Genomic DNA, 15,040 nt, shown 5'->3' with positions numbered 1-15,040 from the left:
TATAGTCTAAAAAAAGACAAACGTCAATTGATAATGTTATAAAATGTAACATTATTTTTCTTTTTTCTCTAAAATGAGCCGAATACGATCAATATCGTAATTTACGAGAATTGCGACAAAAACTCCCATAAAAGTTTCTGATACACGCGCAAATACGTACAAAATTGTTTCGCCACTCGGAATCGATAGGGTAATGATTAACATAGCTGCTACACCACCAATAACTCCTGCTTTGTTATTCATGGCTACATTTGTCATAATGGTTAACATGGTACAAATCGGAACAACAACCAAGGTTACCCAAAAGGCTTCGTGGAAAAAGGTATTTAATAGGAAGAAGACTAGGGCATAGAGACCACCGATACTATTTCCTAGAATACGCGAAGTCCCAAAATGGACACTCTTATCAAAACTCTCCCTCAGGCTAAAAACGGCTGTCAAAGCACCGATTTGAAGACCTTTCCAGCCAAAAAAGCCAAAAATCAAGAGAACTAGAAAAACAGCAATACCTGTTTTAAAGGTTCGCATACCAAGTTTGAACTGGGATTTATCGAATTTATATTTTTTAAAATAACTCATAATCTCAACTTTCTATTTCCATTTTATCATAAATCTGCTGATTTTATTATGAATAGTTGAGAGGAAGCGTTTTTATTTTAAGCAAAAGAAAAGAGGAACTTTCATCCCTCTCTTCTTTGATTTATTTATAAAATCTTATTTTTCTGTCAAGGCTGCAAGTCCTGGAAGAACTTTACCTTCAAGAAGTTCCATTGATGCTCCACCACCGCGTCACAAATACCTACACTAACACAAAAAGGTGGCTATGTCACCTTTTTGTTAACGTTTCAGTTTTGTTCCTTTTTCTACAAAATCAGGATTTTGTAGAGACTAACGGGCTGAAATTATTTTTCTGTAAGTGCAGCCAAACCTGGCAATACTTTACCTTCGAGAAGTTCCATTGAAGCACCTCCGCCCGTACTAATCCATGAGAATTTGTCTGCACGTCCAAGGTTGATCGCTGCGGCAGCTGAGTCACCACCACCGATGATTGATTTAACGCCTGGTTGTTTCACGATAGCGTCCATCACACCGATTGTACCAGCTTGGAAGTCTGGGTTTTCAAATACACCCATAGGTCCGTTCCATACAACTGTTTTGGCACCAGTCAAAGCTTCGTCAAATTTAGCGATAGATTTTGGACCGATGTCAAGACCAAGGAAGCCTTCAGAAACTGCTTCACCTTCAGTGTCACGCACTTCAGTGTAACCAGCAAATGCGTTAGCTTCTTTTGAGTCAACTGGCAAGATCAATTTACCGTTTGCTTTTTCAAGAAGAGCTTTCGCAACATCCAATTTGTCTTCTTCTACAAGTGAGTTACCGATTTCGATACCTTGTGCTTTGTAGAATGTGTAAGTCATACCACCACCGATAAGGACTTTATCAGCTTTTTCAAGCAAGTTTTCGATAACACCGATCTTGTCTGAAACTTTTGAACCACCAAGGATAGCCACGAATGGACGTTCTGGAGTTTCAACTGCTTCTTGGATGTAGGCAATTTCGTTTTCAAGAAGGAAACCAGCAACTGCTTTTTCAACGTTTGCTGAGATACCAACGTTAGATGCGTGTGCACGGTGAGCTGTACCGAATGCATCGTTTACGAAGATACCATCTCCAAGTGATGCCCAGTATTTACCAAGTTCAGGATCGTTTTTAGATTCTTTCTTGCCGTCAACATCTTCGTAACGAGTGTTTTCAACCAAGAGAACTTGTCCATCTTCAAGAGCGTTGATAGCTGCTTCCAATTCAGCACCACGAGTGACACCTGGGAAAACAACGTCTTGGCCAAGTTTTGCTGCCAAGTCTGCTGCTACAGGAGCAAGTGATTTACCAGCTTTATCAGCTTCTTCTTTCACACGTCCAAGGTGAGAGAAAAGAATTGCACGTCCACCTTGTTCGATGATGTACTTAATAGTTGGAAGAGCTGCTGTGATACGGTTGTCGTTAGTGATTACGCCATCTTTCAATGGTACGTTGAAGTCAACACGAACGAGGACTTTTTTACCTTTCAAGTCAACGTCTTTAACAGTAAGTTTTGCCATGTTACAAAAACCCCTTTATTTATTTTATTCGAAACTATTATATCACACTTTGGAAATATAAGGAAAGATTTCACAAGATTTTTCGATATTTAATCTTCATCTTCTTTTTTCTGTTTCAAGGTCAAGGCTAAACTAGCAAGACCAAGGCTGGCCAAGCCTGCTATTAGGGCTTCATTAGCATCAACTGTTCCTGTATTTGGCAATTGTTTGCTTGCTTCTTCTGATTTAACTGCTGTATTTTGGGCTGGTTTTTCTTGTGTAGGCGCTACTGCTGGCTCTGTTTTTACTTTTGTTCCAATTTCAACAATTTCTGGAATCGCTTCTTGGATAACTTCTGTTGAACGAAGGCGACGCTGACCATTTTCATCAACTTCAAAGACATGTCTTAACAGACCATCTCGTCCCCGTATGATGACTCGTTGTTCCCCAACTAGCAACTCAGCATTTTCATGTTCTTGACGGTCAAAGGCAATCTTTTCCTCTTGGACTTCCAATTTAGGAGCCTTTTGTTGGTCAGACGCTGGTTGATTAGTAGGTTTTGGAAGATCTGTGTTTTGTGGTGCTGGATTGGCAGGAATGAGACCAGTACCTACTTCTACGATTTCAGGGCTTGCTTCTTTCAAAACTTCTGTAGCGCGAAGCGTACGATTGCCTTGGCTATCTACTTCAATCAAGCGGCGAATTTGTCCCTCAACCCCTGCTTGGACAAGTTGACGTTGACCGACTGTAAGATTTGGATTTGGACGTTCTTGGTGTTCGAAGGCGATACTTGTCTCTTCGACTTCTAATTTCGGAGTATCCACAACCAAATTCTTGACACCTTCAGCTGGTTCCTTGCTTGAAATAACTTTTTCTACTGGTTTAGCAGGTTGTGGTTTTTCAGCAGATTCATAAACAAAGGCATAATGAGTAAAGTGTGGCGCTGTAAAGATGACATGACTATCCGTTTGTTCAAAAGCCAATTCTACTGCCTCTTTACCTTCAGGTAAGAAGAAGACTTTCTTCACTTTCTTATCTTTTTCAATTGGAATTTTCACAATAGAAGCGTAAGAGAGATCAACGTCTTGACCTTTTTCATCTAGACCTTCTATTTCAAAGACATGAGCATCTTCTCCAGCAAAGTATTTCTTCTCTTCATCACTTGCTTGAACACGTTCTACTTTCAAGCCCTTGATGACAGTCTTCTCTTTATTTGAGAAGTGTACTTCAACACCTGTTTTACTATCAGAAAAGACTGCTGGTTTGTCTTCTTTCAATAGGGCAACCAGATCTTTTAGACTCTGTTTCGCTGTCGCAAGCTCTTCTGGACTCAAATCTACTTTTTCAACCAAGACCTTGTTCTTTTCAAGAAGTGGGGCTAGGGCAGAACCTGAAGGATGGTTTGGTTTGGCAGCTAAGAGCTCTTGAGCCTCACCTGTTAAGCGATCGAGTTCTGTCTTTTCTTCCGTAAATTTCTCTTGACCATTCAGAGCTTTATGAGCTTCTGTCAATTTATTAAGTCGGTCATTAACCTGATCTTGGGTGCTAGTTTCATGGTCTTTCAACACTTGTTCGGCCGCTTCAATTGCTTTCAAGAATGCTTCTTTTACTTCTGGCGAAGCAAAGTTATAGACCACCTTGTTCTTAGCCGCTTCAACTTCTGCTAATTTTTGTTTAAGGTACTCATCGTTCAATGCTGCTTTTGGAGATACCAAAACATCAAAGTTGACTTCATGTCCTTGGTAACGAAGCGTCAAGGTTTGACGACCAGTCTTTTGAGCATCGTAACCAGAAATTTCAACTCCCTCATCAGTAAAGGAATGTTCTTCCATGGTGTCATTACTATAAGCCACTGCAAAGCGTCCTTCAGACAAGTCTAAGCTATCACCAACTAGGTAATCTTTTTTGGGTTCCTGACTTACTTCAATTCCCAAAATAGTTTTCGGACTTGCTTCATCTTGACTAGTAACAGTCACTGATAAATTAGCATGTACCGGTTGCCCCAAATATTGTAAAGTAAGATTTTGTTCTCCCTTATGATGCGTATCAAAACCTGACACTGATACACCCGCGTGAGTTAGGCGAATAAGTTCGTCCTCAGCTCCACCTTCATACTGAACTCGAAGAACACCACCTCTAAGGTCTAAATTCTCCCCTTCGGCGTAGCTTGTTTTCTTAGGTCCTGTTTCTAGGCTGACTGACTTGATTCTTCTGTCATCTTTTGGAACGGAAACTGCTAGGATATTACTAATTTCCTTGCCTGGCAACTGGGTACGATAGTAAAGAAGACCAGATTGATTTGTCAAATCCAATGGTGCACTTGCTAGGTCTCCTCCAACTTCGCTCTTCAAGGTTGCAAGCGGAGTTTGAGAATTTGGATTATCATAAACGGTAATGGCTGCTCCAGCTGGTACATCCGCAAAGCCAACTTGTACCTTGTTATTGCCTAGAGAACGGGCTGCAGCCTTGGCCATCGGAATATTGACACTCTCAGTATCAAGCTTTTCATACATTTTCCAGTTATAGATACGAATAGCCTTCCATGGGGTTCCATTGTCAGAAGTGACAACATTCAAGCGCCAATCTTGAGCTGTGATTGGTTTATCAAGGGTAATATCTGTAACATGGGCTTTATTGCCACGGACTTCCTTAGCCAATTTCCATTGACCATCCGCATCTTTATAATAGAGGTCAAAGTCTTTGGTGTTCATCAAACCGTCGTTTACAGATTCTCCACCAGCTCCAGCATGGTCCATCACCCATCTAACAACTGTACGTGGCTGGGTCAAACGAATATCCACACTACCACTTAACTGTCCAGAAGACCACTTGTCTGAAAGACTGGTAATGGTACCATTCAACATACCTTCAATACCTTCTCCACCTTCAGTCTTAGGGAAAGTACTATCAATAACTGTTGCACCTGGAACGATATTTTCAGCTAGTGGTTTTGGTAGGCTGGTATCTTTTACAGTCATGCCCCAATCAAAGGTTGTGGTTGCAGCTTCTGAACGAACCCCATTTTTACCGACTGCTACAACCTTCAGTTCTTGAGTTGTACCCTGAGCACTTGCTGAACGGCTAACTTTTGGTAGATAAATCGTTGTAGAAGATGAACCAGTTAGTAATTTCCAGCTGTCTCCATCTTTTTCGTAAACTTCATAGAAATCTGCATCCTTGTTGCCTTTAAATTGCACAACTGCTTCCGCTTCTTGGGCATTTTTAAGGACTTGTTTGGCTACAGCTACTGTGGTTGGTGCCTGTGGAGCATCTTGATTATTGCTGATGGTCAATTGCCCCAGGTTAAATTGATAACCTTTTAAATCTTTATCATTTTCAAAATAGAGTTTAATACCGTAAATTGTTTTACCTGCCAAGGCACTCAAATCAAAATCATCGGTAGTCCAGTTATCTGAAACTGTCAATTCTTTACGGGCAGCTTCATCACCGTAGGTATAATCTTTCTTGGTTGCAAATTCTACATAAACCTTGCTCCCTTTGCCTCCTTTGTGGGCAACATGTAATTTGGTTGTATCTGTCACCTTCAAGCGAGTAGAGTACAAATTAACATCTTGCTTGGTCGCACCTGAAAGATCCCCTGCAAATTTGAGAGAAGTTCCACCATTATAAGCATCTTCAAAATCATAGCTTGCTTTCAACTTATCGCCAGTTGATTTTTGCCACCAGCGCCATGTTGGAAGAACACCTGAAACTGAACGGTAATTCCACTCAGAATCCTTAGAAACCTTACCATCTACGAACCATTTTCTACCATGACCTGTATTAAAAGAAGTAGTAAAAGTATTACCTACTGCTGGCGTACGGTCCGCAACTAGGTTAGCAATCCCATACCAATCTTTATCACCTGGTTTTTGGCCAGTAGGATCACCTTGATAACCTGTAAAGAAGATATCTTCATTCTTATGATAATCTTCACCAGTTTTTCCTAAACTTGTAATGGTATCTGGGGCGAACAAACCAAGAGAAAGGCGCAATTTCCCATTTTCATCTAAAATGTCATTCCATTTGACCTTGGTCTTGTAGGAACCACCCTGTTGCAATTCCAAACCTGCAAATACGTCATAAGGATTACGGCCAATCCAGTTGGCAGTTGTAATAGTGTAATCATTCTTAGCCTTATCCCAGTTAAAGTTAGCAAAGAAGTTATCTGCTGGAACCTTATCTCCTTCTGGTTGCATGAATTGGTAGTTGTATTCTCCCAAACCATCTTGGTGGTAACGTCCATAGTTATAAGTCATGGCATCGTACCAAGAATACTTGATTGGATGGTTTACCTTAGCAGCATATTCCTTGGTATAGAGCATAAACTGGCGCATCTTTTCTCCAAGAGGTTCAACCAAATCTCCAGTTGTTTCCTGGTTGATGAAATAGCCATCATAGCCATAATACTTGGCCATATCTACCAATTTACGGGCAATTGGGAAGCTACCATCTGCGTCTTGCTTCAAAGCTTCAGCGAATTTTTCTTGATCTGCAATACTATTAGACCAGTTAAAGAAGAGTGTACCATATACAGGAACCCCGTTACGGTGACCTGCATCAATAACGTCAGGAGTTGGAACAAGACCTTCCCAGAAGACCATTGAATCTAGATATTGCCAATAGTCAAAAGCATAGGCCTTGAACTCTTCTCCACCAACAGAAGCATGGTCTTTTGCTTTAGAATTGGTGTTGGATAGAGCTTGAACTTTTGCTTCCTTGCTAGCTTTTTCATTGACCAAATGACCTGTCCGACGTGGAGCGAGGGCAACAGAGCCGCGGTTGATGGCATCATCTTCACGAGCACCGGGTTCCCATTTCAACAATTCTTCCCAAGAATTAAATTTGATTTCCTTTGGTTTTAATGTTTTTTCTGTATTTTTAGGGACATCTGGCTGGACTTCTTTTTCAATCTTATTAGCTTCTGCTGCTGGCTTAGACTCATCTCCTTGGCTAGTTGCTTCAGGCTTTGCTTCTATTTCCTTGTCAGACTTAGGTTTTGCTTCTACAGATGATGTTTCTGCAGCCACCTCACTTGGTTTTTCCTCTGGTTTAGCTACGCTTACTGCCTCTGTAGTTTCAGTAGTTGCAGCTTCATTGTTTGCTGGCGAAGCAGTTTCAGATGCTGTCGCTACTCCTTCTGCCTTTTCTAACTTATTTTCTCTAGCATGTTCTCCTTCATGTTGCTTGTCAGCTTCATTAGTTGGATGCTCACTCTCTCCTGAAACAAGCCCTGTATTGGCTCCTCTATTTTCAGGGACTGCAGTTTCTTCAGCCAAGGCTGGGCCAGCAAATAAAACAGCCCCAATCATCAGCGAGCAGGCTCCTACTGACAACTTACGAATACTGTAACGACAACGTCTTTCAAAAAATGGATTCTTCATTTTCTCCTCCTAAAAGATTGATTTCGTTACATAAAAGAAAGCGCTTAACTTTCTTTATAAAATTTTTATCCCAATCACAGGGACCAAGATAATACCTCCCTCATTTTAAAATATTTCTTTTAAATGTCAATATATAAAAGGAAATACCTATATCTAGGTTAGAAATTGGTAAAATTAATATAATTAAGGCCCATTCTAACGAATTTTCTTTCTAAAATCTTAGCTTAACACTTGTTAGATTTACTTTTATCCTTTAAAATAGAATAGGAGAAATTCCGTTATTATTTTTCGGAGGAAAAAGAAATGTCCATTAATTGGCAGGAAATTTTATTTCACTTTTTAGGTGGTCTAGGATTATTCTTATATAGTATCAAGACCATGGGAGACGGTTTGCAACAAGCTGCTGGAGATCGCCTTCGTTTTTACATTGACAAATATACCAGCAATCCGTTCTTCGGTGTGCTAGTTGGTATCGGTATGACGGCACTAATTCAGTCAAGTTCTGGTGTCACAGTCATTACAGTGGGGCTAGTCAGCGCAGGACTTTTGACCTTGCGTCAAGCTATCGGTATTGTCATGGGTGCCAATATTGGAACTACCGTTACATCCTTTATCATCGGTTTTAAGCTAGGAGATTACGCCTTACCAATGCTTTTCATCGGAGCGATTTGTCTCTTCTTCACCAAGAATCGCTCTATCAATAACATCGGACGTATCATTTTTGGTGTAGGTGGTATCTTCTTCGCTCTCAATCTTATGAGCGGTGCAATGGAACCTCTAAAAGACCTGCAAGTCTTTAGAGACTATATGGTTGAACTAAGCAAGAGTCCTATTCTAGGTGTCTTTGTCGGAACTGGACTAACCCTACTCATTCAAGCTTCTTCCGCAACTATCGGTATCCTACAGAATCTTTACGCAAGTGGTTTGATTGATCTACAAGGTGCCCTACCAGTCTTGTTTGGTGATAATATCGGAACGACCATTACAGCTATTATTGCTTCTCTTGGAGCCAATATCGCTGCCAAACGTGTTGCTGGTGCCCATGTCGCCTTTAACGTGATTGGTACGGTTATCTGTATTGTCTTCCTTGTACCTTTCACTGGCTTGATTCAATGGTTTGAATCTACACTCAATCTGGCTCCAGAAATGACCATTGCCTTCGCCCACGGAACCTTTAATATCACAAATACTATTATCCAATTTCCATTCATCGGAGCCTTGGCTTACTTTGTAACCAAGCTCATCCCTGGTGAAGACGAAGTTGTCAAGTACGAGCCACTTTATCTTGATGAGCATTTGATTAAACAAGCTCCATCAATCGCTCTCGGAAATGCCAAAAAAGAACTCCTTCACTTGGGAAATTATGCTTCTAAAGCCTTTGACCTTTCATACAACTACATCATTGACCTTAATGAAAAGGTTGCTGAAAAAGGCCACAAGACAGAAGAAGCCATCAATACCATTGATGAAAAATTGACTCGTTACCTTATTACCCTTTCAAGTGAAGCCCTTAGCCAGAAAGAAAGTGAAGTGCTCACCAACATCCTGGATTCATCCCGTGATTTGGAACGGATTGGGGACCACGCAGAAGCCCTAATCAATCTGACTGACTACCTTCAACGTAAAAATGTCGAGTTCTCTGAAGCTGCTTTACAGGAATTGGCTGATATCTATCAAAAAACCACTGGCTTTATCAAGGATGCCCTTGATAGCGTGGAAAACAATGATATTGAAAAAGCTCAAAGTCTGATTGAACGCCATAAAGAAATCAACAATATGGAACGTGTTCTCAGAAAGACCCACATCAAACGCCTCAACAAGGGCGAGTGTTCAACGCAAGCTGGGGTCAACTTTATCGACATCATTTCCCACTATACTCGTGTATCTGACCATGCTATGAATCTAGCTGAAAAGGTCATCGCTGAACAAATCTAAGAACCAAGAAGCTATCCTAAATAGGATGGCTTTTTTCTTTTCCTAACCAAGAATTGCTTTTCTAACATATAGAAAAATGCTTTGATTCACAATGGAATCAAAGCATTTTAAAGAGCTCCCCATACATAATCGCAGAAGCCGCAGTTCCTCTGTACTTGGATTCTTCTCTTTTGATAAAGCGAGCCAAGTTGAGCAACTCAGGTGCCGGATGTTTGGGATTTAGGAGCAATTCACGATTGACCAGGCCTGAGAGACGAACTGACAGCAATTGCTCATTTGTAGTAGGCAGTTTTTTAGCAGTCTCTAGGAGAGCAGCAACTAAATCTTCACTCAAATCATGTCGAGCATGATTGTAAAGATCTTTTACAAGGATTTCTAGGTTTGGTTCTACCATCCCTACCACCTCCTTAAGTTTAATAATTTTTAATCAAGTCAACTGTTGAACGATCCAATTTTTTCACCAAGGCTTGCAAGAAAGCTTGAGCTTCTAGGAAGTCATCCATTGCATAGAGGGTTTGGTGAGAGTGGATATAACGAGCGCAAACACCGATTGTTGTTGATGGGACACCACCATTTTTCAAATGAGCTGCGCCAGCGTCTGTTCCGCCTTTACCACAGTAGTATTGGTACTTGATTCCAGCTTCTTCAGCAGTTGTCAAAAGGAAATCCTTCATCCCTGGGAGAAGCAAGTGACCTGGGTCGTAGAAACGAATCAAGGTTCCATCCCCAATCTTGCCTTGACCGCCATAAACATCACCTGCTGGTGAGCAATCAACTGCTAGGAAGACTTCTGGATCAAACTTGGTTGTAGATGTATGAGCACCGCGGAGACCAACTTCTTCTTGGACGTTAGAGCCAAGATAGAGTTCATTTCCGAGTTTTTGACCTGACAGAGCTTCTGCCAACTCGCTCACCATAAGAACTCCATAGCGATTGTCCCAAGCTTTTGAAATGATATTTTTTTCATTGGCTGTTAAGATAGCGGAACTATCTGGGACAATGGTGTCACCAGGACGGATTCCAAAGCTTTCTGCCTCAGCCTTATCCGCAAAACCGCCATCAAAGACGATATCTGCAATGGCAGGCATGGTTGGTCCGCCCTTACCACGAGTCAAATGTGGCGGAACAGAGCCTGAAATCACAGGAATTTCACGACCGTCACGAGTAAAGAGTTTAAAGCGCTGGCTACTAACCACCATAGGATTCCAACCACCGATTTCTACGACACGGAAGGTACCATCTGGCTTTATTTCGCTGACCATAAAACCAACTTCATCCATGTGAGAAGCGACCAAGACGCGCGGTGCATCTGCAGCTTCTGAATGTTTGATACCAAAAATACCACCCAAGCCATCTGTCACCACTTCATCCACGTGCGGTGTCAACTTTTCACGAAGATAAGCACGGACAGGTGCTTCATGACCTGAGATCGCAGCAAGTTCTGTTACTTCTTTGATTTTTGAAAATAATGTTGTCATTTCAGTTCCTTCTTTCTTTCATCCATTTTACCACTTTTTATAGGAGAAGGATAGCGGGAAGGTGGATTTCTAAGTTAGTATCTTTGTCTTGCTCTATCTCAGAAATGGATAGTATTCTCTTGCATTTGAAGTGAAATCTAAAAAAATTCCAATATTAACTCGAAACTTTATTTCCAAACAAAAAAACAATCCGATACCTAAATTGTTCAGATTTTTCATGAAATTTACAGAAAATAGTTGACTTTCCTTTCTTCTTTCTTTAAAATAGTACAAAACTAGAAAAAGGAAAAAATCATGACCAAAACAATTCTTGTTACAGGTGGAGCTGGCTACATTGGCTCCCATACCGTTAAAGCTCTTTTAAATGCTGGCTATCAGGTACATGTTCTAGATAATCTCTCTACAGGAAATCGAGCGGCTGTAGATAGTCGTGCTAGCTTTAAACAACTGGATGTTTATGATGCTAGCGCCTTAAAAACTTATTTGGAAGAAAATCAGATTGATGCTGTTCTGCACTGTGCAGGTGAGATTGTTGTTAGCGAAAGCATTGAAAACCCAAGCAAATACTTCACTGCCAATGTTGCTGGTATGAACCAAGTTCTCAAAGTCTTATCTGAAGTTGGTATTCAAAAAATCATGTTCTCTTCGACTGCTTCCCTCTATGGTAATAACTGTATTGACAAGCCTGCAACTGAAGATACCCTGCTCGACCCTGTCAACCCTTATGCAGAAACAAAACTGATGGGTGAACGAATGATTTACTGGATGGCCAATCGCTACGATTGGAAATATGTCATTTTCCGTTACTTTAATGTAGCTGGAGCTGAAATGGATGCTTCAAACGGTCTGCGAGTGAAAAATCCAACTCATATCATTCCCAACATCAACAAGACCGCATTGGGACAAAATGATAGCCTGAAAATATTTGGAGATGACTATGATACACGTGATGGTTCATGTATTCGAGATTACATTCATGTCTTGGACCTTGCACAGGCTCATGTTAAAGGAATGAACTACCTCTTTCAAGAAGACAGTTCTTCTCAAATATTTAACTTAGGAACTGAAAAGGGCTATACCGTCAAAGAAATCTTTAAAACTGCTGAAGAATTACTGAATCAAAAAATACCACACGAAATTGTTGCTCGCCGTGCTGGTGACCCAGCTAGCGTCCTAGCAGACGCATCAAAAGCTAAACAATATCTTGATTGGAAGGCTAGCTACTCCCTCGAAGATATTATTTTATCAGATTATCGTTGGCGTGTTAAAGAAGGCAAAAACATTTTGGAATAGGATAACAAAGGAGAAAGCCTTGGCGCTCTCTCCTTGTTTTATTCATTAAATTGTCAGAAAATTTATTGACAGATTAAATAATTCGTGTTACATTAATATCCGCAGGTATCTTTCGATACCAAATCCACATGAAAGGACGGGGTATGAAACTTTCTCATTATTTAATTGGCTTACTTCTACTCCTGGTCTTTCTCTCTATTAGCATTGGGACCAGTGATTTTTCATGGGGAAAACTCTTTGCACTGGATCATGAAACTTGGCTTCTCTTTCAAGAGTCCCGTCTTCCAAGAACCATTAGCATTCTCCTGACTGCCTCTAGTATGAGTATGGCAGGGCTCCTCATGCAGACTATCACTCAAAATCAGTTTGCTGCACCGAGTACAGTTGGAACGACTGAAGCCGCCAAACTAGGAATGGTATTGAGCCTCTTTGTCTTTCCGTCGGCTAGTCTGACTCAAAAGATGCTCTTCGCTTTTGTTTCATCCATCGTATTCACCCTCTTCTTCCTAGCCTTTATGGCCATTTTTACTGTAAAGGAAAGGTGGATGTTGCCTCTGATTGGGATCATCTATAGTGGGATTATCGGTTCTGTGACAGAAGTTATCGCCTACCGTTTCAATCTGGTTCAGAGTATGACAGCTTGGACCCAGGGCTCCTTCTCCATGATTCAGACCCATCAGTATGAATGGCTTTTCTTAGGCCTCATTATCCTGATAGCCGTTTGGAAATTATCCCAAACCTTCACCATCATGAATCTGGGCAAAGAAACCAGCGAGAGTTTGGGGATTTCCTACTCCCTACTTGAAAAACTGGCCCTCTTTCTTGTGGCTCTAACGACTAGTGTCACCATGATTACCGTGGGTGGCTTGCCATTTCTCGGAGTCATCGTTCCAAATCTTGTTCGCAAGCACTATGGAGATAATCTGAGCCAAACCAAACTCATGGTCGTACTGGTCGGTGCCAATCTAGTTCTGGCCTGCGATATCCTATCCCGAGTTCTGATTCGGCCCTATGAGCTGTCTGTCAGTCTTCTACTAGGAATCATTGGTAGCCTCGTCTTTATCCTACTTCTCTGGAGAGGGGGACGAAAAGATGCAGTCTAAAAGCAAACATACTAAGCTATTCTGCCTTCTCATTATTCTGGCCATCGGAGCTTGTCTCCTCTATTTTTGGCCCATTACTCACTTGTCAGCCTTTTCTTGGAAGCTGCGTTCCCAAAAGATCATCGTTTATCTCTTGGTAGCTATCGCGACAGGGATTTCGACCATTAGTTTTCAAACACTGACGGAAAATCGTTTCCTGACGCCAAGTATTTTAGGAATCGAATCCTTCTACGTCCTACTGCAAACTCTACTACTGGTTTTTGAAAGTAAGTTTCTTCAACTTGGCAAGTCCCCTATCTTAGAATTCCTAATCTTACTTCTCATCCAATCCCTCTTCTTTCTTGCCTTACAAGGCTACTTGAAGACACTGATGAAGCAAGACCTTGTCTTCATTCTGTTGATCTGTCTAGCCCTCGGAAGTCTCTTTCGAAATATCAGTACCTTCCTCCAAGTCCTGATGGATCCAAATGAATACGATAAACTGCAAAACAGTCTCTTTGCCTCCTTTCAACATCTCAACACTTCCATCCTAACCATCGGTTCTCTGATCATCCTTGCCTTGACAACCTTTTTCTTTCGAAAAGCAGTCATTCTGGATGTCTTGCACCTGCAAAGAGAAACGGCTCAGATACTGGGACTCGACGTTGAAAAAGAACAGAGAGAGCTCCTCTGGGGTATCGTACTTTTGACCTCAACGGCCACTGCCTTGGTAGGGCCTATGGCCTTCTTCGGTTTTATGCTGGCCAATCTCACTTACCTGATTGTCAAAGATTACCGGCACAAGTTGCTCTTTATCGTAGCAATTCTGATTGGATTTATCAGTTTGACCTTGGGGCAAGCCCTGATTGAACGAGTCTTTGCGCTGGAAATTCGCATCAGCATGATCATCGAGAGCGTAGGTGGTCTCTTATTCTTTATCTTACTATACAGGAGGGCGCGTCAGTGAAACTGAAAAACATTGACAAATCCATTCAAAAACAGGATATTTTGCAAGACATTTCGCTTGAAGTCAGTCCTCAGAAACTGACAGCCTTCATTGGTCCAAATGGTGCTGGAAAATCGACTCTCCTCTCCATCATGAGCAGACTGACCAAAAAAGATCAGGGAATTCTCAGTATCAAAGGCCGTGAAATCGAGAGTTGGAATTCGCAAGAACTGGCTCAAGAACTGACTATCCTAAAGCAGAAAATCAATTACCAAGCCAAATTGACGGTGGAAGAACTGGTCAGTTTTGGACGTTTTCCCTACAGCCGAGGTCGACTGAGACCAGAAGATTGGGAAAAAATCCGAGAAACTCTGGACTATCTGGAACTGACCAACTTAAAAAACCGCTACATCGATAGCCTGTCAGGAGGACAACTCCAGCGGGTCTTTATCGCTATGGTACTGGCCCAGGATACAGACTTTATCTTGCTGGACGAACCACTCAACAATCTCGATATCAAGCAAAGCGTCAGCATGATGCAGATTCTTCGGCGACTGGTGGAGGAACTCGACAAAACCATTATCATCGTTCTCCACGATATCAACATGGCCAGTCAGTATGCAGATGAAATTGTCGCCTTCAAGGACGGTCAAGTCTTTAGCAACGGAAGAACAGATCAAATCATGCAGGCTGACCTGCTCAGTCAACTTTATGAGATTCCCATCACGCTGGCTGATATCAATGGCAAAAAGATCTGTATCTATAGCTAATAACATATAAGTTCAAGTTAGAGAACCTTCAATCTCTTAGTCAATAAAACCTAGAGACTCCCTAAATCGTTATC

The 15,040-nt window shown here is 41.4% G+C and carries 10 protein-coding genes and 1 pseudogene; 5 read left to right on the top strand and 6 right to left on the bottom strand.

Annotated features, from left to right (window positions below):
• Positions 1-51 precede the first annotated feature (51 nt).
• The 4 genes and pseudogenes from ADG81_RS02450 to ADG81_RS10175 all read right to left on the bottom strand — a co-directional run.
• Positions 52-579: an FUSC family protein gene (locus ADG81_RS02450; RefSeq protein ID WP_004255937.1), complete on the bottom strand. Its 528-nt coding sequence runs from the start codon at positions 577-579 to the stop codon at positions 52-54.
• A 323-nt stretch (positions 580-902) separates the two neighbouring features.
• On the bottom strand, positions 903-2,099 hold the full coding sequence (locus tag ADG81_RS02445; protein ID WP_001096743.1) for a phosphoglycerate kinase: 1,197 nt from the start codon (positions 2,097-2,099) through the stop codon (positions 903-905).
• Positions 2,100-2,188: 89 nt separating this feature from the next.
• Positions 2,189-7,108, bottom strand: coding sequence for an endo-beta-N-acetylglucosaminidase (locus ADG81_RS02440; RefSeq protein ID WP_414716417.1), 4,920 nt, complete (start codon positions 7,106-7,108; stop codon positions 2,189-2,191).
• Positions 7,109-7,399: 291 nt separating this feature from the next.
• Positions 7,400-7,462, bottom strand: a pseudogene (locus tag ADG81_RS10175) (YSIRK-type signal peptide-containing protein); the annotation flags it as partial.
• 303 nt (positions 7,463-7,765) lie between these two features.
• Here ADG81_RS10175 and ADG81_RS02435 point away from each other — a divergent pair.
• Positions 7,766-9,397 carry a Na/Pi cotransporter family protein gene (locus tag ADG81_RS02435; RefSeq protein ID WP_049499742.1) on the top strand — a complete coding sequence of 544 codons (1,632 nt, stop codon included), beginning with the start codon at positions 7,766-7,768 and terminating at the stop codon, positions 9,395-9,397.
• Positions 9,398-9,494: 97 nt separating this feature from the next.
• Here ADG81_RS02435 and ADG81_RS02430 read toward each other — a convergent pair whose 3' ends face one another.
• Complete coding sequence (locus ADG81_RS02430) at positions 9,495-9,791, bottom strand: enterocin immunity protein (RefSeq protein WP_049550798.1); 297 nt, start codon at positions 9,789-9,791, stop codon at positions 9,495-9,497.
• Positions 9,792-9,810: 19 nt separating this feature from the next.
• On the bottom strand, positions 9,811-10,875 hold the full coding sequence (gene pepA / locus ADG81_RS02425) for a glutamyl aminopeptidase (RefSeq protein WP_004255930.1): 1,065 nt from the start codon (positions 10,873-10,875) through the stop codon (positions 9,811-9,813).
• A gap of 294 nt (positions 10,876-11,169) precedes the next feature.
• On the opposite strand from pepA, the gene galE reads away from it, so the two are divergent.
• From galE to ADG81_RS02405, 4 genes are all read left to right on the top strand, one after another.
• Positions 11,170-12,168: a UDP-glucose 4-epimerase GalE gene (galE, locus tag ADG81_RS02420; protein ID WP_065427684.1), complete on the top strand. Its 999-nt coding sequence runs from the start codon at positions 11,170-11,172 to the stop codon at positions 12,166-12,168.
• Between the two features lie 143 nt (positions 12,169-12,311).
• Positions 12,312-13,271, top strand: coding sequence for an ABC transporter permease (locus ADG81_RS02415; RefSeq protein WP_004255926.1), 960 nt, complete (start codon positions 12,312-12,314; stop codon positions 13,269-13,271).
• A complete protein-coding gene (locus ADG81_RS02410; protein WP_049550797.1) occupies positions 13,261-14,217 on the top strand; it encodes an iron chelate uptake ABC transporter family permease subunit in 957 nt (318 codons plus the stop codon). Before ADG81_RS02415 ends, ADG81_RS02410 begins: the two co-directional genes overlap by 11 nt.
• Positions 14,214-14,966 carry an ABC transporter ATP-binding protein gene (locus ADG81_RS02405; protein ID WP_049550796.1) on the top strand — a complete coding sequence of 251 codons (753 nt, stop codon included), beginning with the start codon at positions 14,214-14,216 and terminating at the stop codon, positions 14,964-14,966. The genes ADG81_RS02410 and ADG81_RS02405 overlap by 4 nt, the downstream gene beginning before the upstream one ends.
• Positions 14,967-15,040 lie beyond the last annotated feature (74 nt).

Source organism: Streptococcus pseudopneumoniae (genome assembly GCF_001070815.1).
Lineage (GTDB): Bacteria > Bacillota > Bacilli > Lactobacillales > Streptococcaceae > Streptococcus > Streptococcus pseudopneumoniae_P.
Note: the sequence above shows the minus strand (reverse complement) of the source record. Positions and strands in the feature narration are given on the sequence as shown.